Source organism: Streptomyces sp. NPDC046727, assembly GCF_040645635.1.
Lineage (GTDB): Bacteria > Actinomycetota > Actinomycetes > Streptomycetales > Streptomycetaceae > Streptomyces.
Genome location: NZ_JBEYYR010000026.1, coordinates 104,013 through 124,893, shown reverse-complemented (window position 1 = coordinate 124,893; position 20,881 = coordinate 104,013). Strand labels below are relative to the sequence as shown.

Here is a 20,881-nt window from a genome sequence, read left to right as displayed (position 1 = left end):
ACCGACCGGCCAGTTCGGTGAAATCGCCGCGCGCCCCGGACTCCGCGAGTAGCGTGCGTGGCTCAGTTCCCCCCACCTCCCTGCGGTCCGCCGCCACGGACCCGAGCCGCGCAAGGAGCCCCGGGATGTCCTACGACCCGCCGCAACCGTCGTACTCGTACTCACCCCAGCCGACCTACCCCTGGCAGCCGCCGGGGCCCCCCGAACCGCCCCGCCCGGACCACCGGCCGCCCCGCGAACCCCTCGGCCACCACAGCGACCTGCGCGTGCTGCGCGGCGCCTACCGTCGGCAGCGGCGCACCGCGGCGCTCACCGCGCTGGGCTACTTCACGCTGTTCCTCGTCCTGTCCGCGTGCGCGCCCGGCGTCATGACGAGCACCGTCGCCGACGGCATCCCCGCCGGCCTGCTGCTCGCCCTCCTCCAACTCCCCGTCACCTGGCTCGCGATCGTCCTGTACGAGCACACCGCGCGCCGGTACGTCGATCCGCTCGCCGACCGCATCCGCAGGCACGCCGAGCTGGACGCGCGGCGAGGAGCGACACGATGACCGGCGCCGCCTCCTCGCCCCACCCGGGCCTCGCCGGGTTCAGCGACTCCGCCCAGTCCATGTCCCTGGTCGCCTTCTCCACCGTCGCCACGGTGACCCTGCTGCTGTGCGTGATGACCGGCCCCGACCGGGACGACCTCGACGAGTTTTACACCGGCTACGGCTCCCTGTCCCCGCTGCGCAACGGCCTCGCCATCGCCGGCGACTACATCTCCGCCGCCACCGTCCTCGGCACCGGCGGAGTGATCGCCCTGTGCGGCTACGACGGTGTCGTCCTCGCCCTCAGTACGGCGCTGTCGCTGATGCTGCTGATGTTCCTGCTGGCCGAACCGCTGCGCAACGCCGGCCGGTTCACCATGGGCGACGCGCTCGCCCGCCGGCTGCCCGGCCGCTGCGTCCGCGTCACGGCGTGCGCGGTGACCATCGCCGCGCTGCTGCCGCTGATGCTCGTCCAACTGGCCGCGACCGGGCAGCTGATGGCCTTCATCCTCGGCTTCACCAACGAGTCCCTGAAGACCGGGTGCGTCGTGGGACTCGGCGCGCTCATGATCGCCTACGCCGCGATCGGCGGCATGAAGGGCACCGCGCTCATCCAGATCCTGAAGATCGTGATGCTGATCGGCTCCGGCGCCGTGGTCGCCGCCCTGGTCCTGCGCCGCTTCGACTGGGACCCCGGCGCCCTGTTCACCACCGCGGCGCGGCAGAGCGGCGCCGGACCGGCCTTCCTGCGCTCCGGACTGGAGTTCGGCACCACGCCCACGTCCCGCGTCGACATGATCGCCTCGGAGCTGACCGTCGTGCTCGGCGGCGCCTGCCTGCCGCACATCACCATGCGCATGTACACCGCCTCCAGCGCCCGCCAGGTGCGCCGCTCGATGTCCTGGGCCGTGTCGCTCGTCGCCCTGTTCGTGCTGGTCGTCACGGTGGTGGGGTTCGGAGCCACGGCCCTGGTCGGGCGCCCGGCGATCTCCGCGGCCGACCCGCAGGGCAACACGGCGTACCTGCTGGGCACGCGCGCGGTGTTCGGCGCCGACGTGTCGACGGCGGAGACCTTCCTGTTCACCATGGTCACCACCGCGATCTTCCTGACGCTGCTCGCCTCGGTGGCCGGGATGATCCTCGCGTGCGCCAACTCCCTCGCGCACGACGTGTTCGCGGCCCGGGTACGGGAGATGCCGGCCCGCCGCGAGATGATCCTGGCCCGCGTCTCGGCGCTCGCCATAGGGGTCCCGACGATCCTGCTGGCCACCCTGGTGCAGCACCACAGCCTGCAGCCCCTGGTGACGCTCTCCTTCTGCCTGGGCGCCTCCGCCCTCGCGCCCGCCCTGGTCTACGGCCTCTTCTGGCGCCGCTACACCCGCAGCGGGCTGATGGGCACACTGGTCGGGGGCTCGCTGACCGTGCTGCTGCTCATGCCGGGCACCAATCTCGTCTCCGGATCACCCGTGTCGGCGTTCCCGCACGCCGACTTCAACTGGTTCCCGTTCACCACCACCGGCATCGTCTCCATCCCGGCCGGCTTCTTCTTCGGCTGGCTCGGCACGGTGCTGTCGGGCCGCGCGACGGCGGAGCGGCAGCGGCACCAGTACGAGGCGGTGGAGGGGCGGATCCTGGCGGGCGCGGTACGGAAAGGGCGGTGAGGTGAGGTGACGGGGTGTCGGCTACTCCGTGGACACCGTGCCGGTCAGTGAGATGAGGCTGTCGCGCACGGAGTCCATGTGCGCCTGGACGCTGTCCCAGGTCTCACTGTGCTCGCGCAGCACCCGTTCCGTCTCCCGGGCGATGCGCTCCTCACGCGCACGCGCCTCGGCGAGGATCTCGGCGGCACGCGCGTCTGCCTCCTCCTGGGAGCGGCGCGCCGCCTCCTCGGCCTCGCTGAAGGCCCGCTCGGCGTCGGCCAGCTCGGCCTCGGCCTCGCTCATCCGGTCGGCGTACAGCCCGGCCACCTGCTCGGCCTCCTCGCGCTCGATCTCGGCCCACCGCGCGGAGTGCTCCCGGGACTGCTCGGCCAGCAGGGCGGTGGTCTGCTCGCGAGCCTCGCGCAGCGCGGCGAGCGCCTCCGCGCGCTCCGCCTTCACTTCCCGCCGGGCGCCGATGCGCAGGTCGTCGGCCTCGGCCTTCGCCGCGAGGAGCAGCCGGCGGGCGCGCCCGTCGGCCTCCGCACGCACCGCGTCCGCCGCGTCCTGCGCCTCCCGGCGGGCGCGCTCGACACGCGCCTCGGCCTGCGCGACCTGCTCAAGCACCTGGCGCCGCGCCCGCTCCCGGAGGTCCGCCGCCTCCTCCAGCACGACCTGGAACAAGCGCCGCGCGCCCTCCCCCAGCGCCTCGTACGTCTGCGGCGTGAGCTGGGCGACGACCTCGCGCAACCGCACGACCTCCGCCTCCATGTCCTTGGCGAGCACGGTCAGCCGCGCGGCGCGCTCCCAGGCGGCGTCCCGGTTCTCGCACAGCGCCTCCATGTACGCGTCGACCTGGTCGGGGCGGTAGCCACGCCCGCGGACGGTCACGAAGCCGTGCGGCGGCATCGATGCGCTGCTCACCCTGGGACCCCTCTCCACCGGACATACGCGACACCCTGATTGCGCGCACATCATCATGGATCGGGCCTAAGTGTCCATAACGCGACACTCCGTAGTGACGTCACGGTCGAATCGCCGCACTTCGCAATGGCGTGGCGGACACGGCCACTTGGAGCACACCCCCCTCAAGAGTGACGGTGTTGCTCCGAATGGCACCGCCCGCGGCGGCCGCGCACGGAAAACCCCACGGAAACACGTCCGGGCCCTTCACGCGCGCGCGTGAAGGGCCCGGACACCGGCGAGCGCAGGGGGCTACAACAGCCCGTCCCACATCTGCTCCAGCAGCACCGACCACCAGCTCTCCGGCGAACCGAGCGCCGCCGGGTCGAGGGCGGCCAGCTGCGCCTGGAAGTCGACGGTCCAACGGCCCGCCTGCTCCTGGTTCAGCCCGAACCGCAGCCTCCACATCCGGCCCAGCAGCGCCAGGCACCGCGCGAACTCCGGCAGCCCGCTGTTCACGAACTGCGGCGGCACCGGCGCACCGCCCGGCCCCGCCTCCACCGGCACGGCCACGATGTTCGCCGTCCCGTACTGCACACAGATCGCCTTGCCGAAGTCGGTGCCCATGACGAGGTACGAGCCCGCGTCCGCCGCCGGCTGCACCCCGCGCTCCGCCGCCAGCTCCGCCAGCGTCGGCACCGGACGGCCCGGCTGCGCCTGCGCCCAGAAGAACGGACCCATGTCCAGCGGCAGTCCGGCCACCACCAGCGTGTGCGCCACGACCGGCGGCACGCCCTGCCGGGACACCGCCTGCTGCTCGAACCGGAAGACCCCCGGCCCGAACGCCGCCGCCAGCTCCTGCGCGATCCCCTCCGGCGGAACCGGCGGCACCCCCTGCACCGGCGGCAACGGCGCCCGCACCGGCGCCGGCCGCGCGGGACCGTCCGCCACCTGGTGCAACTCACCCTGGTGCGCCAGCAACTGCTGCATGCCCTGCTGCCGGCTCGCATGGTCCGTGCCGTACGGCGCGATGCTCGTGATCCGCGCCTGCGGCCACTGCTCGCGGATCATCCGCGCACAGTAGGCACCCGGCAGCGCGCACGACTCCAGCTCCGTGTGCAGCTCCAGCACCTGGTCCGGCGGCACGTTCATCGCCCGCAGCTCGTGGAAGATCTGCCACTCCGGGTGCGGCGTACCCGGCGCCGAACGCCGGATCAGCTGCTGCTCGGAACCGTCCTGCGCGCGGTAGCGCAGCACGGCCTGATAGCCGGGGCCGACCGTCGGCTGCCCCTGCTGCGGATACCCGTACGCCGGAGCCTGCCCCGGCACGGGCCCGCCCGGCGGCGGCATCGCACCCGGCGGCGGCATGGCACCCGGCGGCATCGGCGACGGGGTGCCCGGAGCGCCCGGAGGCATGCCGGGGGCGCCCGGCCCACCGAGTGCGCCGGGGACGGGCGGCGGCGGAGGCGCGCCCGGACCGGCCACCGGGGGCGCGGACAGCACGGTCTCGGCGTGGTGCACGGCACCACGAGCACCGCCGGGCGCGCCAGGGACACCGGGGGCGTTCGGCGGCTGCGGTGCGCCGGGAGCGCCGGGGACGCCAGGGGCCTGGGGAGTGCCGGGGGCGCCCGGAGCATTCGGTGCGCCAGGAGCGCCCGGAGCGCCAGGCATGCCCGGGGCGCCCGGGGGCTGCGGTGCCCCCGGCGCGGGGGGCACACCCGGGGCGCCCGGACGCTGCGGCGCGCCTCCGCCCAGCTGACTCGGGTCGGCCAGCATCGTGGCCGCCTGGTGCACATTGCCCGGAGGCGTACCGCCCGGAGCACCCGGGGGCGCGGCCGGCGGATGGGGAGCGCCCGGAGCCCCCGGAGCGCTCGGCGCACCCGGCGCCTGCGCCCCGTCCGCGCTCCCCGGACCGCCCTGCACTTCAGGACCCTCCGGCCCGAGCGCCGACACGAGCTGAGTCGGCACATACCCACCGGCAGGCGCGGGCGGCGGAGTCGCACTCCCTGGGCGCGCGCCCGGCGTGCCGGGCGCACCCGGCGGCGGAGGCGGCGCACCCACTCCCCCGCGCGCCTTCTTCGGCGGCGGCGCCGCCTTGCTCGTCGCGGCATCCGCGATGTCCCCGGCATGGGGCGCGAGCGGCCGCGCGGGCGCACCCGGCCCCGCCGGAGGCTGCGGCGCGTTCGGCGCACCGCCCGGCGCCTGCGGGTAGCCGTACCCCGGAGCAGCACCCTGCGGAGCGCCGGGGCCCTGCGGGTAGCCGTACGTCGGGGCACCAGGCGGCGGAGGCGGCGGCGTGCTGCCCTGCGGGGCGCCCGGCGCGCCAGGACCCATGGCAGGCGCGGGCGGAGTGCCGTGCGCCGGAGGGTACGGCGATACGCCCGGCGGAGGCGTGCCAGGGGCCGACGGCGCGTGCGGGTGGCCGTACGCCGGCGTGCCCGGTGCCGGCGGGGGCGTGCTGCCCTGCGGAGCGCCGGGCGCACCCGGAGGAACAGGCGCCCCGGGGGCACCAGGCCCGCCCGGCGCGAAGCCCTGCGCTCCTGACGCGTCCTGCATATCGAGCGCCGGCGCCACCGCCGTCGGCGGCAGCTGGCTGCCACCCGACATCAACGCCGTCGGCGCGTCCGGCGCGACCGCCGACGGGCGCGGCGCCTCACCCGGGTCGCTCAACGGCGGAGCGAACACCGTCGCGGGCAACGGCACGGAACGGTCGTCCTCAGCGGAATCCGCGTTCGTGTCGGTACCGGCCCACGGCGTGGCCCCCACAGGCACGTCCGCCGGAGCGGGCGCCCCGGGCGCCCCGGGCACACCGGAGGCGTCCGGCGCACCGGAACCACCCTGCGCCCCTCCCGAAGTACCCACCGGCACCCCGGCCTGCGTCTCGGCCGGCCCGCCACCCGGAACCGACCCCCCATCAGAAACAGACCCCGAGTCAGCAGCCGGCGCCCCACCGGAAGCCGGCGAAGCCGAACCCCCCGCGCCCTCCTGGCGCCGGTCCCCCAAGCCCAGCTTGTCCGCCGCCTCCTGCAACCACTCCGGAGGAGTCAGCAGGAACGACGTCTGGTTCAGATCCAGCCGCGCGGGCGCAGGCGCCGGAACCGCGTCCTGCGGCTCCTCGGCACGGCCGTACTCCTCCTCGTACCGGCGGATCACCTCACCCACCGGCAGAGCGGGCCACAGCGTCGCCTCCCCGCTGTCCCGGGCGATGACCAGCCGCTGGCCGCCCGCGTCCGAACGCGGACCCTCCGCCCGGTCCTCGCCCCACACCACGAACCCCAGCTCGAACTCCCGCACCCGCACCTCACGGTGCTGGTACGCGGGCACATCGCCGTTGATCCACTCCTCGGCGCGCTCCTGCGCCTGCGCGTAGGTCACCATCGCCTGCAGCTCACTCCCCCACCGGGCCGGAAGACGCCGAGCCGGAAGACACCGGGACGACACGGGCGAAACCGCCGTCCACCATCAGATTGGCCACCGTCTCCAACTCCGGCGGACTACCCGCCAGCCGGGACAGGAAGACGTCGAAGCCGTCACCGCACGGCAGCAGCAGACGCTCCACCCGCTCCGCCGGCGACCACGACGGATCCACGTCCCGCACATCGTCGTACGCGCAGAACCACACCGAACCGACCCGCTCGCCCTTCACCTTCACCGCGAGCAGCCCGCCCTGCACGAAGCCCACCCCGAGGTAGTCCTTCGTCAGATGGTCACGCAGACACTTGTTCACGTACACCAGGTCATTGACCGCGGCCTCGTCCCGCACCGTGAAGAACGGCTGGTCCACCAGCAGCCCCAGCCCGGCGTCCAACGCCGTACCGACCGGCGCGCAGCCGCCCGCCGCCTTCAGGAACGAACGATAGGCACCGGGCAACCGGTAGCCGAGGTCCTCCTCGACCCCCTGCACCTGCGCCTCCGTCACCGCCACACCCGACTTCGGCAACCCGAAATGCGCCGGACGCGACTCCTGCAACGGCCGCGTACCCCGCTTGGCGTGATCCACCGCCGTCGTCGCCACCCCGCCGTGATGCCGCAGCAGCGCCTTCACCTCGACCGGAATCAGCTCCAGCCGCCGCGTACCCGCCACGTGATGCCACGTCCAGCCGTGCGGCGTCGCCACATCCGGCACCGTGTCCCACAACTCGTGCCCCGCCGCCGCCAGCGCCGCGTTCGCCGACACATAGTCCGTCAGCCGCAGCTCGTCGACCCCGAAACCCTCCGGCGGCTCCGCGATCTCCACCGCCACGCGCGCGTACGGCGAGAAATCCGGATAACCACGCTCATCGACCCGTACCCCTCTCGGGTGACGCGCCGCCCGGACCGGATCCGGGAAGTGCACGACCTGCCCGGCGTAGGCCGCGTTCGGCGGCGCGGCTTGTTGCCCGAGCCGACCTGTCGTCATGGCGGTTGCCCCCTGCGGCGTTCTCTCTGGCCTGAACGGCGGTGTCGATCGCGGATGCCGACAGCCTATGCGGTACGCGAACCCCGGTCACCGGCCCACCGCATCCCCACACCCCACACCCGCCCGGCAGCACCGAGAACACCGCCGGCACACGAAGCGGAATCCCACCCCACCTCCGTGACCAGGCGTCACCCCACCGTCACGACACAACCCGGACAGGGCGTGTCGCGGCGCCCCAGCTTCCGCACCAGCCACGGCATTTGGCACCCTGTGTCCTTCGGGGGGATGCCCGGGGAGGGAAAACGATCATGAATACCTTGCAGACCGGAGGTACCGACGTGCGGGCCGGCGACCCTCGCATCGACTGGAGCGGCACCGACACACCCTCCGCCCCCACCCTCCGGCACCGCCGCGACGGCATCCTGCCCACCGTCGCCGCCGCCCTCTCCGTCCGTGGCGCCACCCTCACCGGCACCGCCGCCCGCAGCGACCAGCCCCCCGCCCTGCACCCCCTCGTCCAGGACTTCCTCGACACCCTCACCAGCGCCCAACGCGACCGCTTCACCGGCCGCTGCGCCGAGACCATCCTCATCTCCCGGCACATCGCCACCGCCGACGCCGCCCGCAACAAACGCGCCGCCCGCAGACCCATGACCAACAGCGAAGCCCGCAAAGCACTAAAACACGCCAAACTCACCGCCCGCCGCATACGCGAGGACGGCGACCCCCTCCACGGCAACTTCGCCACCCCCTGCCGCGCCTGCACCGCCCTCAGCGCCCACTTCGGCGTCCGCATCGTCGACCCGACCGCAACCGACGGCTGACACCCGGCGTCCCCCGAACCACCCAGCACACACGACGATCGAAGGGCAGATGCACCCCGACCGCACCTCCACCACGCGCTTCCCCGTCCCCGTCGACGCCGCCCTGCGCACCGCCGGCTGGCAACCCGGACGCTGGGACATAAAGCAGGCCGAGATCTGGGCCGACGCCCTACGCGAACACACCTCACCCGCCGGACACCGGCACACCGTGTTCCCCGCCGCCGTCGAAGCCTGGGCCGAATTCGGCGGCCTCCGCATCACCCCCGGCGGACCCGGCCGCCAGATCGCCCCCGCCACCCTCCACCTCGACCCCCTGCACGGCCTCCACCTCGCCCGCACCCTCGGCGACCTCGGCCGCGCCCTCGGCACCGAAATGTGCCCCCTCGGCGAAGAGACCGACACCGCCGCCCTCCTCGCCATCGACACCGAAGGCCGCGTCTACACCATCGACCACACCGGCGACTGGTACGTCGGCCCCGACATCGACCACGCCCTGACCACCCTCATCACCGGCATCCAACCGGTACGACTCACCGCGGGCTGAGCACCAGGGGGGACCAGGGGGCCAGGGGGCCTAGGCCGCCGGAATCACCGCCGACACCCGAAAACCACCCGCATCCGTCGGACCCGACACAAACACACCACCCAGCGCCGCGACCCGCTCCCGCATCCCCACCAAGCCGTTCCCACCCGACGGCAACCCCGCCGCCGACGCCGACGCAGGCTCCGGCGGCGGCTCGTTCTCCACCTGCATCGCGATCTCCGACACCCGATGCGCCAACCGCACATGCGTCTTCGCACCCGCCGCATGCTTGTGGACGTTCGTCAACGCCTCCTGCACCACCCGGTACGCCGTCTGCTCGACCTCCGCCGCATACGCCCGCACCTCCCCCTGAACCGACAGATCCACCACCATCCCCGCGGCAGCCGACTGCCCGATCAACTCGTCCAGCTCCGACAGACACGGCCCCTCCACCGCACCCGCCTCATCAGCCGCCCGCGACGCCGCCTCCGCAGCCGCCGCAGCAGCCGCCTCCCCGACCGCCGCCAACGGCACCTCGGCAACCCGCCGCTCGGAATCCGCCCCCGCCCGCAACACCCCGAGCATCTCCCGCAACTCGGTCAACGCCTGCCGCCCCATGTCCCCCACCAAGGCAGCATTCTTCACCGCCTTCTCAGGATCCTTCCGCGCCACCGCCTGCAACGCCGCCGCATGCACCACCATCAGACTCACCCGATGCGCCACCACATCGTGCATCTCCCGCGCGATCCGCGTCCGCTCCTCGCCACGCGCCCACTCGGCCCGCTCCTCCGCACGCTCCGCAAGCAGCTGAAGCTCCCGCTCCAACGAATCCGCCCGCTCCCGCAAGCTCTCCATCAACCGCCGCCGCGCCCCCACATACAGGCCCAGCAGCACCGGCGGAGCCGTCAGCCCCAACGCCGTCGCCACCGCCGCGAACGGCACGAACCAGTCACCCAGCGTCAGATCACCACGCGCCATGTCCTGCCGCACCCGCACGAACGTCACCACCGCCGTCCCCAGCAGCGACATCCCCGCCAGCGCCCCGATGATCCGCCGCGGCAGCTCGGCCGCCGCCAGCGTGTACAGGCCGACCACACCCATCAGGAAACCCATCTCGGCAGGCGTGATCGCGATCGCCACCAGCACCACCGCGATCGGCCACTTCCGGCGCACCAACAACACCGAACCGGCGATCAACCCGAACACGATCCCCACGGACGCCGGAACCCCCGCGTCCCGGGCGAACGGAATCCCCTCCGCCGCACACTCCACGGCGGACACCAGCGCGAGACTCCCGTCGAGCACCGCGCTACGCCACCTCGCCCACCACCAAGGGCCGGTCAAGGCCCTGGCATGGTCTTCCCCCGTCGTGGTCATGCCTCCAGCCTACGGGCGACGGGTACGGCTTTTCCGGTGACTTTCACCTACCGGCACGGACAACACTGAGTAACCGAACGACCTCGAAACCCACCGGTATCACTCGAACTGGTGAACCCTTCCCGTTCGATCCCGGAACACCCCATTCCGGCCGGACGGTATGCGCATGGCACATGCACAGGGCAGATACGCCGACTTCGAGGGCCTGCGCGAGCGGGCGGTCACCCTGCGCCGGGCGGGACTCAGCCGCCGGCAGATCCGAGACCGGCTGCACGTCGACAACAACGACATCCTCAACCGCCTCCTGGAGGGCGAGCCGCCCCCCGAGTGGACGAAGCGCCCGAACGCGAAGGACGACCTCCGGGACAAGGCGCGGGAGCTACGACTCCAGGGCTGGACCTACGACCAGATCCAGGTCGAGCTGGGCTGCTCGAAGAGTTCGATCTCACTGTGGGTACGGGATCTCCCGAGGCCGGAGCGCAAGCGGACGCCTGAGGAGGCTTCGGCTATCGCCCGACGGGGCTGGGAAGCGACGCTGCAACGACGCGAGGAGGAGCGCCAACGCACGAAGGCGGCCGCCAGGCAAGCCGTAGGCGGCCTGTCAGACCGGGAGGTGTTCCTTACAGGCGTGGCCCTCTACTGGGCAGAGGGCGCCAAGGACAAGCCATACAGTCGCCGCGAGCGGCTCCACTTCATCAATAGCGACCCGAACGTCGTCAGCTTCTTCTTACGCTGGCTCGACGTCCTCGGCGTCGAGCGCGAGCGACTGCGCTTCAGGGTCAGCATCCACGAGTCAGCCAACACGGCAGAGGCCGAGGCATTCTGGGCCGCATTGGTCGGCGCGGAGCCCTCCACGTTCCAACAGGCCACGCTCAAGAAGCACAACCCGAAAACGAGCCGGAAGAACACCTCGGAGACATATCGCGGCTGCCTGGTCATCTACGTACTCAAGAGTGCCGACTTGTATCGTCGCGTGGAGGGCGCCTGGTACGGCATAGTAGGTGCTGCCACCGCAACCGATCTAGCAAATCGGACATAGCGGAATTCCCGGGTCGTCTAAGGGCAAGACGTCAGATTTTGGTTCTGATCATGGGGGTTCGAGTCCTCCCCCGGGAGCGCATGCTCGGTTCGGGTCCTGACTGATACACCACCGTCAGGGCCCGCACGCATATCCCCCACAACACCCCCCGGTATCCTGCGGCTGTCACCCCCACTCACCCACAGCCGAAGGGCAACCCCGTGAGCGCCATCCGCCCGGCCGCCGTCGTCGTTCTCGCAGCGGGTGAGGGCACCCGTATGAAGTCGGCCACACCCAAGGTCCTGCACGAGATCTGCGGCCGTTCCCTGGTCGGACATGTGCTGGCCGCCGCCCGTGAGTTGGACCCGCAGAACCTGGTCGTCGTGGTCGGCCACGCCCGTGAGCAGGTCACCGCGCACCTGAACGAGATCGACCCGGCCACCAGGACCGCCGTGCAGGCGGAGCAGAACGGCACCGGGCACGCCGTGCGGATGGGCCTGGAGGAGCTGGGCGGGGCCGTGGACGGGACCGTCGTGGTCGTGTGCGGGGACACCCCGCTGCTCACCGCCGAGACGCTGAAGCAGCTCGCGGAGACCCACGCCGCCGACGGCAACGCCGTGACCGTGCTGACCGCCGAGGTGCCGGACGCGACCGGTTACGGCCGGATCGTGCGGGACGAGGCGACGGGTGCCGTCACCGCGATCGTGGAGCACAAGGACGCGTCGGATGCGCAGCGGTCGATCCGGGAGATCAACAGCGGGGTGTTCGCGTTCGACGGGCAGCTGCTGGCGGACGCGCTGAAGAAGGTGCGCACGGACAACACCCAGGGCGAGGAGTACCTGACAGACGTGCTCGGGATCCTGCGGGAGGCCGGGCATCGGGTGGGGGCGTCGGTGGCCGGCGATCACCGGGAGATCGCCGGGATCAACAACCGGGTGCAGCTGGCCGAGGCGCGCCGGATCCTGAACGACCGGCTGCTCACGCGGGCGATGCTCGGCGGTGTGACCGTCGTCGACCCGGCCACCACCTGGGTGGACGTCACCGTGACCTTCGAGCAGGACGCCGTCGTGCATCCGGGTACGCAGCTGATGGGGTCGACGCATCTCGGTGAGGGTGCCGAGGTGGGGCCGAACAGCCGGCTGAAGGACACCCGGGTGGGTGCGGGGGCGCGGGTGGACAACACGGTGTCGGACGGTGCGCGGATCGGTGAGCAGGCGTCTGTGGGGCCGTTCGCGTATCTGCGGCCGGGTACGCGTCTGGGTCTGAAGTCGAAGATCGGTACGTACGTGGAGACGAAGAACTCGTCGATCGGTGAGGGGACGAAGGTTCCGCATCTGTCGTACGTGGGTGATGCGACGATCGGTGATTTCACGAACATCGGTGCCGCGAGTGTGTTCGTGAACTACGACGGGGAGAGCAAGCACCACACCGTCGTCGGGTCGCACTGCAAGACGGGTTCGGACAACATGTTTGTGGCTCCTGTCACGGTCGGGGACGGTGCTTACACCGCTGCCGGGTCTGTGATCACGAAGGATGTGCCGCCTGGTTCGCTGGCCGTGGCCCGTGGTCAGCAGCGGAATATCGAGGGTTGGGTGGCGCGGAAGCGTCCGGGGAGCGCGGCGGCGAAGGCGGCCGAGGCGGCGTCCCGGCAGGGCGAGAGCGAGGGCTGAGGGGAAACGGGTGCGCCAAACACGGCGTACCGTGATAAGTGCACATCCGCACGTGTGCACCCGCACCCTTACCAGCTGATTCGGCCTCTCATGCCCAGCCGAGAGGTCGCCGAGCAGCCGGCTGGCTGAGACAACCTCTGAGGAGACAGTGCTGTGACCGGGATCAAGACGACCGGCGAGAAGAAGTTGATGTTCTTCTCCGGCCGCGCCCACCCCGAGCTTGCCGAGGAGGTCGCCCAGCAGCTGGGTGTCGGGGTTGTCCCGACGAAGGCCTTCGACTTCGCGAATGGTGAGATCTACGTCCGTTACCAGGAGTCGGCTCGTGGTGCGGACTGCTTCCTGATCCAGAGCCACACGGCTCCGATCAACAAGTGGATCATGGAGCAGCTGATCATGATCGACGCGCTGAAGCGTGCGTCGGCGCGCTCCATCACGGTGATCGTGCCGTTCTACGGTTACGCGCGGCAGGACAAGAAGCACCGGGGTCGTGAACCGATCTCGGCGCGTCTGATCGCGGATCTGATGAAGACGGCGGGTGCGGACCGGATCCTGACGGTGGATCTGCACACGGATCAGATCCAGGGTTTCTTCGACGGTCCGGTGGATCACCTGTTCGCGCTGCCGCTGCTGGCGGACTACGTGGGCGCGAAGGTGGACCGGGACAAGCTGACGGTGGTGTCGCCGGACGCGGGTCGTGTGCGGGTGGCGGACCGTTGGTGTGACCGGCTGGGTGCGCCGCTGGCGATCGTGCACAAGCGGCGTGACAAGGACGTGGCGAACCAGGTCACCGTTCACGAGGTGGTCGGTGAGGTCAAGGGTCGTGTGTGTGTCCTGGTGGACGACATGATCGACACGGGTGGGACGATCTGTGCCGCTGCGGACGCGTTGTTCGCGCATGGTGCGGAGGATGTGATCGTGACGGCGACGCACGGTGTGCTGTCGGGTCCGGCCGCTGATCGGCTGAAGAACTCGCGGGTGAGTGAGTTCGTGTTCACGAACACGCTGCCGACGCCGGCGGAGCTGGGCCGGGATCTGGACAAGATCACGGTGCTGTCGATCGCTCCGACGATCGCGAGTGCGGTGCGTGAGGTGTTCGAGGATGGTTCGGTGACCAGCCTCTTTGACGAGCAGTGAGGTTTCTGCGACCTCGGGTTCGTTGATCCTTTTGGGTGCGGCCTCCCTCTCCGAGTAGACTGCTCCAGTTGCTCGGCGAGGGAGGCCGTACTCCGTTTCTGACGGGGGTACGGCGGTCCGTTATCGACGCGCTCTTCGTAGCAGGCCGTTCGTGGCCGGGTGACCACGTCCGTTCCCAGTTTCTACGAGGAGTGATCCACATGTCCGAGGTGAAGCTCACCGCCGAGACCCGCACCGAGTTCGGCAAGGGTGCCGCCCGTCGCATCCGCCGTGAGAACAAGGTTCCGGTCGTTCTGTACGGGCACGGCTCCGAGCCGCTGCACCTGAGCCTGCCGGGTCACGACCTGCTGCTGGCGCTGCGTACGCCGAACGTCCTGATCTCCCTGGACATCGACGGCAAGACCAACGAGCTGGCGATCCCGAAGGCCGTGCAGCGTGACCCGCTGAAGGGCTTCCTGGAGCACGTCGACCTGCTGCTGGTCAAGCGTGGCGAGAAGGTCACGGTCGAGGTTCCGGTGCACGCCGAGGGCGAGCTGGCCCCGGGTGGCAACCTGCTGGAGCACGTCCTTGCCGCGCTGCCGGTCGAGGCCGAGGCCACGCACATCCCCGAGGCGCTGACCGTCTCCGTCGAGGGCCTGGAGGCCGGTGCCTCCGTCCTCGCCAAGGACGTCACCCTGCCGGGCGGTGTGTCGCTGGCCGTGGACGAGGACGCCGTGGTGCTGCAGGTGCTGCAGGCCCAGGCCGAGGAGACCGAGGGCGAGGCCGCCGAGGGCGAGGCCGCCGAGGCCTGATCCTCGCCGTCGTCATCATCTGGTCAGCCGCTGCTTCCCTCGCCGGGGGCAGCGGCTGGCGCGTATCAAGGAGACATGGACGTGACCACTCCCGCCAGCGGCCCCTGGCTCATCGTGGGGCTCGGCAATCCCGGGCCGGAGTACGCCATGAACCGGCACAACGTCGGTTTCATGGTGGCCGACCTGCTCGCGGAGCGGATCGGGGGGAAGTTCAAGCGGGCGGGCAAGGCGCAGGCGCAGGTGCTTGAGGGGCGGATCGGTCCGGCCGGGCCGGCGAACCGCCGGGTGATCCTGGCGAAGCCGATGTCGTACATGAACCTGTCCGGCGGTCCGGTGAACGCGCTGAAGGACTTCTACAAGGTTCCGGTGGCGAACGTCGTGGCCGTGCACGACGAGCTGGACATCGACTACGGCACGCTGCGGCTGAAGCTGGGCGGCGGGGACAACGGGCACAACGGTCTGAAGTCGATGACGAAGGCGATGGGGGCGGACTATCACCGGGTGCGGTTCGGGATCGGCCGGCCGCCGGGGCGGATGCAGGTGGCCGACTTCGTGCTGAAGGACTTCTCGTCGGCGGAGCGCAAGGAGCTGGACTACTTCGTGGACCGTGCGGCGGACGCGGTGGAGTGTCTGGTGACGGAGGGGCTGGAGCGGGCGCAGAGCGCGTACAACTCCTGACTTGTCCGGTCTTGGCTCCGAGCGGAGTTGACCGGCCGTAGGCGTATGGCCAATGATCCCGGCCATGCCTGCCACAGCCGCCTCCGCTCGCCGGGCCTCCGTGACCGCTCTGCGGTTCGGGCGGGTCGCGGCGATGGGCACGCTCGCCGCGCTGATCCTGTTCGCCGGGGTGTGGGGTTCCTGGGGGACCGCACAGCATGTGCTGCTGACCAAGGGGCGCGAGCACGGGACGGTCCGGGTGACGCGGTGCGCGGGGGATGTGTGCAGCGGCCCGTTCACGCCCGTGTCGTCGGGGGCGCGGCCACGTGCGCGCGTGGAGATCGAGAAGTCTGTCGCGGTGCGTGCGGGGACGACGTACGACGTCGTGCTGAAGCCCGGGACGGGGGAGGCGGTGCGGTCCGGTCCGGCGGGGATCCTGTACGCCTGGGTGCCGCTGGGCGGGGCGCTGCTGCTGGCGTCGGTGGTGGTCGCGGGCGGGATGCGGTTGGTCCGGCCGGCGTGGGTGCTGGGGCTTGCCGGGGCGGGGCTGCTGACGGTGACGTTCGTGTTGTTGCAGTGAGCGGAGACAGACGAGTGCCCCCGGGGTCGTACGACCTCGGGGGCACCTTTGTGTCCGGGTGGGTCAGCCGGTGTTGCGCAGGCCGGCTGCCACGCCGTTGACGGTGAGGAGCAGGGCGCGGGAGAGCAGCGGGTCGGGTTCGGCGTCGGCGGCCGCGGCGTCGCGCTGGCGCTTGAGCAGGGTGACCTGGAGGTAGGAGATGGGGTCCAGGTAGGCGTCGCGGATGGCGAAGGTCTGCTTGAGGACGGGCTGGGCGTCCAGCAGTTCCTCTTCGCCTGTGACCCGGAGGACCTCGCGGACGGTCAGCTCGTGTTCGGCCTTGATGGTGTCGAAGACGTGCTTGAGTTCGTCCGGGACGAGGGTGTCGACGTAGTGCTGGGCGATCCGCAGGTCCGTCTTGGCGAGGGTCATCTCCACGTTGGAGATGAAGTTGCGGAAGAAGTGCCACTGCTGGTGCATCTCGTCGAGCACGGTGTCCAGGCCGGCTTCGCGGAGGGCCTTCAGGCCGGAGCCGACGCCGAACCAGCCGGGGACGATCTGCCGGGACTGGGTCCAGCCGAACACCCAGGGGATGGCGCGCAGGCCGTCGAGCGAGACGCCGGAGCCGGGGCGGCGGGACGGCCGGGAGCCCAGGTGCAGGTCGGCGAGCTGGTCCACGGGTGTCGACGCGAGGAAGTACGTCGGCAGGTCGGGGTCCTCGACGAGGCGGCGGTAGGCGGCGTGGGCGGCGTCCGAGACGACGTCCATGGCGGCGTCCCAGCGGGCGAGGGCCTCGTCGGACTGGCGGGGGGCGGTGTGCAGGGCGGATGCCTGGAGCGTCGCGGCGACGGTCAGTTCCAGGTTCTCCCTGGCCAGGGAGGGGATGAGGTACTTGTCGGAGATGACCTCGCCCTGCTCGGTGACCTTGATCTCGCCTTCCAGGGTGCCCCAGGGCTGGGCGAGGATGGCGTCGTGGGAGGGGCCGCCGCCGCGGCCGACGGTGCCGCCGCGGCCGTGGAAGAGGCGCAGGCGGACGCCGTAGCGGTGGGCGACGTCGCGCAGTCGGCGCTGGGCGCGGTGGATCTCCCACTGGCTGGTGGTGATGCCGCCGAACTTGGAGGAGTCGGAGTAGCCGAGCATGACCTCCTGGACGTCGCCGCGCAGCGCGACCAGGCGCCGGTAGGACGGGTCGGAGAGCATGTCCTCCAGGATCGTGTCGGCGGCCTTCAGCTCGTCCGTCGTCTCCAGGAGCGGGACGATGCCGATCTTCGCCCAGCCGGCGTGCAGGTCGATGAGGCCGGCTTCGCGGGCGAGGACGGTGGCGGCGAAGACGTCGTCGGCGCCCTGGCACATGGAGATGATGTACGACTCGATGACTTCGGGGCCGAAGACCTCCAGGGCCTTCTTGACGGTCTCGAAGACGCCGAGGGTCTTCTGCCCGGCTGCGTCGACGGGTGCCGGGGTGGGGGCGAGGGGCCGGCGTGAGCGGAGTTCCTTGGCGAGGAGCTTGGCGCGGTACTCGCGGGGCATGTCGGCGTAGCGCCAGGATTCCTCGCCGAGGCGGTCGAAGAGCTGGCCGAGGGCGTGGTGGTGGGCGTCGGCGTGTTCGCGGACGTCCATGGTGGCGAGCTGGAGGCCGAAGGCGGCCAGGGTGCGGATGGTACGGGCGAGGCGGCCGTCGGCGAACAGTGCGCCGCGGTGTTCGCGCAGGGAGGCCTGGATGATCCGCAGGTCGTGCAGGAGTTCGCTGGTGCCGAGGTAGTCGCGGCCGGGTTCGTGGGGGGTGCCGCTGGCGAGGCGCTGCTTGGTGTTCTCCAGCTTCTGCCGGATGCAGGTGGCCTTGAGCCGGTAGGGCTCCTCGGCGTTGAGGCGCTTGTAGCGGGGGCTGATCTCGGGGAGGAGTTCCAGGTCGGTGTCGAGGGATTCGAGCAGCTCGGTGGTGGCTCCGGTGTAGCGGATGGAGTTGGAGAGCAGGCCGCGCAGCTCGTCGATCATCTCCAGGGCGTCGTTGATGCCGTGTTCGTGCTGGAGGATGAGGACGTCCCAGGTGACCTGGGGGGTGACGTTGGGGTTGCCGTCGCGGTCGCCGCCGATCCAGGTGCCGAAGGTGAGGGGGCGGGTGTCGTCGGGCAGCTTGACGCCGACGCGTTCCAGCTCCGCGGTCAGGTCTTCGAGGACGTCGCCGACGGCGTCGGCGTGCAGCTCGTCGAGGTAGTAGATGGCGTTGCGGGCCTCGTCGGCCGGTTCGGGGCGTACGACGCGCAGCTCGTCGGTCTGCCAGACGAGGTCGATGTTCTCGGCGAGGCGGACGTCGTGGCGGCGGCGGTCGGAGTCGAGGACGGGGGTGTCCAGGAGCGCGGCGATGCGCCGGAGCTTGTTGAGGACGGAGCGGCGCGCGGCCTCGGTGGGGTGTGCGGTGAAGACCGGGCGGACGTTCAGGTTCTCGACGGTCTCCTTGAGGTGCTCCGGGTCGGCGTCCTTGAGCCGGTCCGCGGTGCGGGAGAGGAGGCCGCCCTCGGCGGCGCGCTTGGCGCGCAGTTCCCGGCCGCGGTGCACCTGTTCGGTGATGTTGGCCAGGTGGAAGTAGGTGGAGAAGGCGCGGACCAGCTTGGCCGCGGTCTCCAGTTCGGTGCCGCGCAGCAGCTCGGCGGCGGCGTCGCCGTCCTCGCGGGTCAGGCGGCGGACCTTCTCGACCAGTTCGAGGAGCTCGGGGCCTTCCTGCCGGACGAGGGTCTCGCCCAGGAGATCACCCAGCCGGCGGATGTCGGCGCGCAGCTCACTGCTGGTCGTGGTGGTCTGGTCGTCGGCACTGCTCACAGGTGCGGCTCCTTGCAGTGTTGAAGCTCGTCTGGGAGGGAACCCGGTCGGCTGCCGCGCGGCGGGCGCCGCATACGGGCCGGAGGGTCCGGGAAGGAAACTTCAGCGGACCGCGCTGTCCGACCGACTCCAAGGATAGGTGGCCATGCGGACGCGCAGGGTCTGGGGCTCTTGCCGCCGCACGACACGCTGCCATACTTACGACGCCGTAGGTTACGGAACCGTAGGGAAGCATCGTGGAGTCCCGTTCGGTCCCGGCGGCCCGGCATCTGTCTCGACCCTCGAACCCTCGACCCTCGACCCCACAGGGGACGCGCATGACCTCAAGTTCCGATGTGATCGACGAAGCCCGTAAGGCCACCGACACCGCTCTTCCCTCGGCCACGCTGGGCGGGGAGCAGAAGCGTTCGATCGAGCAGATCACGCTGCTGCTCTTCATCTCCGTCCCGTTCCTGGCGCTGGTGGCGGCGGTGCCGCTGGCCTGGGGCTGGGGGGTGAGCTGGCTCGATCTGGGCCTGCTGGTGTTCTTCTACTTCCTGGGATGCCACGGCATCACGATCGGTTTCCACCGGTACTTCACCCATGGTTCGTTCAAGGCCAAGCGGCCCCTGCGGATCGCGTTGGCGATCATGGGTTCGCTGGCGGTCGAGGGCCCCCTGGTGCGCTGGGTGGCCGATCACCGCAAGCACCACAAGTTCTCCGACGCGGAGGGCGATCCGCACTCTCCGTGGCGGTTCGGGGAGACGGTTCCGGCGCTGATGAAGGGCCTGTGGTGGGCGCACATCGGCTGGATGTTCGATGAGGAGCAGACTCCGCAGGAGAAGTACGCCCCGGATCTGATCAAGGATCCGGCGATCCGTGCGATCTCCCGCCAGTTCGTTCTGTGGACGGCGCTCTCGCTGGCGCTGCCGCCGGTGATCGGCGGTCTGGTGACGATGTCCTGGTGGGGCGCGTTCACCGCGTTCTTCTGGGGCTCACTCGTGCGGGTGGCGTTGCTGCACCATGTGACGTGGTCGATCAACTCGATCTGTCACGCGGTCGGCAAGCGGCCGTTCAAGTCGCGGGACCGTTCGGGCAACGTGTGGTGGCTGGCGGTCCTGTCCTGCGGCGAGTCCTGGCACAACCTGCACCACGCCGACCCGACCTCGGCGCGGCACGGGGTGATGCGCGGCCAGATCGACTCGTCGGCTCGTTTCATCCGCTGGTTCGAGCTGCTCGGCTGGGCGTACGACGTGCGCTGGCCGTCACGCTCGCGTATCGATTCGCGCCGCAACACCGAGGAAGGCGGCTCCCGGCGCCGGAGGGAGAGCGCCGAGGCGGCATGATTGACGCCGTGGCGACCGACTCCAGCAGCACTTCAGGCAACGACAAGCAGCGGCGGACCCGCCGGACCCGTATGACCGGTGCCGAGCGCCGCCAGCAGCTGCTGGAGATCGGTCGCACCCTCTTCGCGGCCAAGGGCTTCGAGGGCACGTCGGTGGAGGAGATCGCGGCGAAGGCCGGGGTGTCCAAGCCGGTGGTGTACGAGCACTTCGGCGGCAAGGAGGGCCTGTACGCGGTGGTGGTGGACCGCGAGATGCGCCGCCTGCTGGACATGGTCACCAGCTCCCTCACGGCCGGCCACCCCCGCGAACTGTGCGAGCAGGCGGCCTTCGCCCTCCTGGACTACATCGAGGAGTACACGGACGGTTTCCGCATCCTGGTCCGGGACTCCCCCATCCCCCAGTCCACAGGCTCCTTCGCGTCCCTCATCTCCGACATCGCCACGCAGGTGGAGGACATCCTGGGCCGCGAGTTCAAGTCCCGCGGTTTCGACCCGAAGCTCGCCCCGCTGTACGCGCAGGCCCTGGTCGGCATGGTCGCGCTGACCGGCCAGTGGTGGCTGGACGTGCGCCGCCCGAAGAAGGCGGAGGTGGCGGCGCACCTGGTGAACCTGGCGTGGCACGGCCTGGACGGGCTGGAGCAGAAGCCGCGGCTGATAGGGCACCGCAAAGCGTGAGATCAGTCCGAATCCGTGGCCGGCAACCGCAGCGCGCCGCCGGCAC

General features: G+C 71.0%; 17 protein-coding genes and 1 tRNA gene. 13 read left to right on the top strand and 5 right to left on the bottom strand.

The features are described from left to right. Positions 1–125: 125 nt before the first annotated feature. Both ABZ937_RS28295 and ABZ937_RS28290 read left to right on the top strand, forming a co-directional pair. Complete coding sequence (locus ABZ937_RS28295; RefSeq protein WP_361696149.1) at positions 126–548, top strand: DUF485 domain-containing protein; 423 nt, start codon at positions 126–128, stop codon at positions 546–548. After that, the gene (locus ABZ937_RS28290; protein ID WP_361696148.1) at positions 545–2,188 is read left to right on the top strand and encodes a cation acetate symporter; all 1,644 of its coding nucleotides are present in this window, start codon (positions 545–547) and stop codon (positions 2,186–2,188) included. The genes ABZ937_RS28295 and ABZ937_RS28290 overlap by 4 nt, the downstream gene beginning before the upstream one ends. Before the next feature lie 21 nt (positions 2,189–2,209). Here ABZ937_RS28290 and ABZ937_RS28285 read toward each other — a convergent pair whose 3' ends face one another. From ABZ937_RS28285 to ABZ937_RS28275, 3 genes are all read right to left on the bottom strand, one after another. Beyond that, a complete protein-coding gene (locus ABZ937_RS28285) occupies positions 2,210–3,088 on the bottom strand; it encodes a cellulose-binding protein (protein WP_361696147.1) in 879 nt (292 codons plus the stop codon). A gap of 291 nt (positions 3,089–3,379) precedes the next feature. Continuing rightward, complete coding sequence (locus tag ABZ937_RS28280) at positions 3,380–6,445, bottom strand: SUKH-4 family immunity protein (protein ID WP_361696146.1); 3,066 nt, start codon at positions 6,443–6,445, stop codon at positions 3,380–3,382. Positions 6,446–6,455: 10 nt separating this feature from the next. Then, positions 6,456–7,466: an SMI1/KNR4 family protein gene (locus ABZ937_RS28275; RefSeq protein ID WP_361696145.1), complete on the bottom strand. Its 1,011-nt coding sequence runs from the start codon at positions 7,464–7,466 to the stop codon at positions 6,456–6,458. 308 nt (positions 7,467–7,774) lie between these two features. On the opposite strand from ABZ937_RS28275, the gene ABZ937_RS28270 reads away from it, so the two are divergent. Both ABZ937_RS28270 and ABZ937_RS28265 read left to right on the top strand, forming a co-directional pair. Then, positions 7,775–8,290, top strand: a complete 516-nt coding sequence (locus ABZ937_RS28270; RefSeq protein WP_361696144.1) for a YwqJ-related putative deaminase — start codon at positions 7,775–7,777, stop codon at positions 8,288–8,290. Between the two features lie 49 nt (positions 8,291–8,339). Then, on the top strand, positions 8,340–8,834 hold the full coding sequence (locus ABZ937_RS28265; protein WP_361696143.1) for an SUKH-3 domain-containing protein: 495 nt from the start codon (positions 8,340–8,342) through the stop codon (positions 8,832–8,834). 30 nt (positions 8,835–8,864) lie between these two features. Here ABZ937_RS28265 and ABZ937_RS28260 read toward each other — a convergent pair whose 3' ends face one another. Beyond that, positions 8,865–10,190: a histidine kinase gene (locus tag ABZ937_RS28260; protein ID WP_361696142.1), complete on the bottom strand. Its 1,326-nt coding sequence runs from the start codon at positions 10,188–10,190 to the stop codon at positions 8,865–8,867. A gap of 166 nt (positions 10,191–10,356) precedes the next feature. On the opposite strand from ABZ937_RS28260, the gene ABZ937_RS28255 reads away from it, so the two are divergent. The 7 genes from ABZ937_RS28255 (at position 10,357) to ABZ937_RS28225 (ending at position 16,040) form a co-directional block, all read left to right on the top strand. Continuing rightward, positions 10,357–11,229 (top strand): hypothetical protein, encoded by an 873-nt coding sequence (locus ABZ937_RS28255; RefSeq protein ID WP_361696141.1) that lies wholly within the window; start codon positions 10,357–10,359, stop codon positions 11,227–11,229. 6 nt (positions 11,230–11,235) lie between these two features. Further along, a tRNA-Gln gene (locus ABZ937_RS28250) sits at positions 11,236–11,306 on the top strand. 123 nt (positions 11,307–11,429) lie between these two features. Beyond that, on the top strand, positions 11,430–12,878 hold the full coding sequence (gene glmU / locus ABZ937_RS28245; RefSeq protein WP_361696140.1) for a bifunctional UDP-N-acetylglucosamine diphosphorylase/glucosamine-1-phosphate N-acetyltransferase GlmU: 1,449 nt from the start codon (positions 11,430–11,432) through the stop codon (positions 12,876–12,878). Between the two features lie 153 nt (positions 12,879–13,031). Continuing rightward, positions 13,032–14,012 carry a ribose-phosphate diphosphokinase gene (locus ABZ937_RS28240; protein ID WP_361696139.1) on the top strand — a complete coding sequence of 327 codons (981 nt, stop codon included), beginning with the start codon at positions 13,032–13,034 and terminating at the stop codon, positions 14,010–14,012. Positions 14,013–14,212: 200 nt separating this feature from the next. Further along, positions 14,213–14,803 (top strand): 50S ribosomal protein L25/general stress protein Ctc, encoded by a 591-nt coding sequence (locus tag ABZ937_RS28235; RefSeq protein WP_361696138.1) that lies wholly within the window; start codon positions 14,213–14,215, stop codon positions 14,801–14,803. 75 nt (positions 14,804–14,878) lie between these two features. Next, the gene (gene pth / locus ABZ937_RS28230; protein WP_361696137.1) at positions 14,879–15,481 is read left to right on the top strand and encodes an aminoacyl-tRNA hydrolase; all 603 of its coding nucleotides are present in this window, start codon (positions 14,879–14,881) and stop codon (positions 15,479–15,481) included. A gap of 52 nt (positions 15,482–15,533) precedes the next feature. After that, entirely contained in the window at positions 15,534–16,040 is a 507-nt protein-coding gene (locus ABZ937_RS28225; RefSeq protein WP_361696136.1) for a hypothetical protein, read from the top strand. Positions 16,041–16,103: 63 nt separating this feature from the next. Here ABZ937_RS28225 and ppc read toward each other — a convergent pair whose 3' ends face one another. Next, positions 16,104–18,836, bottom strand: a complete 2,733-nt coding sequence (ppc, locus tag ABZ937_RS28220; protein WP_361696135.1) for a phosphoenolpyruvate carboxylase — start codon at positions 18,834–18,836, stop codon at positions 16,104–16,106. A 317-nt stretch (positions 18,837–19,153) separates the two neighbouring features. Here ppc and ABZ937_RS28215 point away from each other — a divergent pair, with 317 nt between their 5' ends. After that, positions 19,154–20,161, top strand: a complete 1,008-nt coding sequence (locus ABZ937_RS28215) for a fatty acid desaturase (RefSeq protein WP_361696134.1) — start codon at positions 19,154–19,156, stop codon at positions 20,159–20,161. Next, a complete protein-coding gene (locus ABZ937_RS28210; RefSeq protein ID WP_189992077.1) occupies positions 20,158–20,835 on the top strand; it encodes a TetR/AcrR family transcriptional regulator in 678 nt (225 codons plus the stop codon). The genes ABZ937_RS28215 and ABZ937_RS28210 overlap by 4 nt, the downstream gene beginning before the upstream one ends. Positions 20,836–20,881: the final 46 nt, after the last annotated feature.

Excerpts from the sequence above, each read along its gene's own strand:
- ABZ937_RS28295 (WP_361696149.1), top strand. The coding sequence starts at position 126 with ATGTCCTACGACCCGCCGCAACCGTCGTACTCGTACTCACCCCAGCCG.
- ABZ937_RS28290 (WP_361696148.1), top strand. The coding sequence starts at position 545 with ATGACCGGCGCCGCCTCCTCGCCCCACCCGGGCCTCGCCGGGTTCAGC.
- ABZ937_RS28280 (WP_361696146.1), bottom strand. The coding sequence starts at position 6,445 with ATGGTGACCTACGCGCAGGCGCAGGAGCGCGCCGAGGAGTGGATCAAC.
- ABZ937_RS28275 (WP_361696145.1), bottom strand. The coding sequence starts at position 7,466 with ATGACGACAGGTCGGCTCGGGCAACAAGCCGCGCCGCCGAACGCGGCC.
- ABZ937_RS28270 (WP_361696144.1), top strand. The coding sequence starts at position 7,775 with ATGAATACCTTGCAGACCGGAGGTACCGACGTGCGGGCCGGCGACCCT.
- ABZ937_RS28265 (WP_361696143.1), top strand. The coding sequence starts at position 8,340 with ATGCACCCCGACCGCACCTCCACCACGCGCTTCCCCGTCCCCGTCGAC.
- ABZ937_RS28260 (WP_361696142.1), bottom strand. The coding sequence starts at position 10,190 with ATGACCACGACGGGGGAAGACCATGCCAGGGCCTTGACCGGCCCTTGG.
- ABZ937_RS28255 (WP_361696141.1), top strand. The coding sequence starts at position 10,357 with ATGGCACATGCACAGGGCAGATACGCCGACTTCGAGGGCCTGCGCGAG.
- ABZ937_RS28235 (WP_361696138.1), top strand. The coding sequence starts at position 14,213 with ATGTCCGAGGTGAAGCTCACCGCCGAGACCCGCACCGAGTTCGGCAAG.
- pth (WP_361696137.1), top strand. The coding sequence starts at position 14,879 with ATGGACGTGACCACTCCCGCCAGCGGCCCCTGGCTCATCGTGGGGCTC.
- ABZ937_RS28225 (WP_361696136.1), top strand. The coding sequence starts at position 15,534 with ATGATCCCGGCCATGCCTGCCACAGCCGCCTCCGCTCGCCGGGCCTCC.
- ABZ937_RS28215 (WP_361696134.1), top strand. The coding sequence starts at position 19,154 with ATGACCTCAAGTTCCGATGTGATCGACGAAGCCCGTAAGGCCACCGAC.
- ABZ937_RS28210 (WP_189992077.1), top strand. The coding sequence starts at position 20,158 with ATGATTGACGCCGTGGCGACCGACTCCAGCAGCACTTCAGGCAACGAC.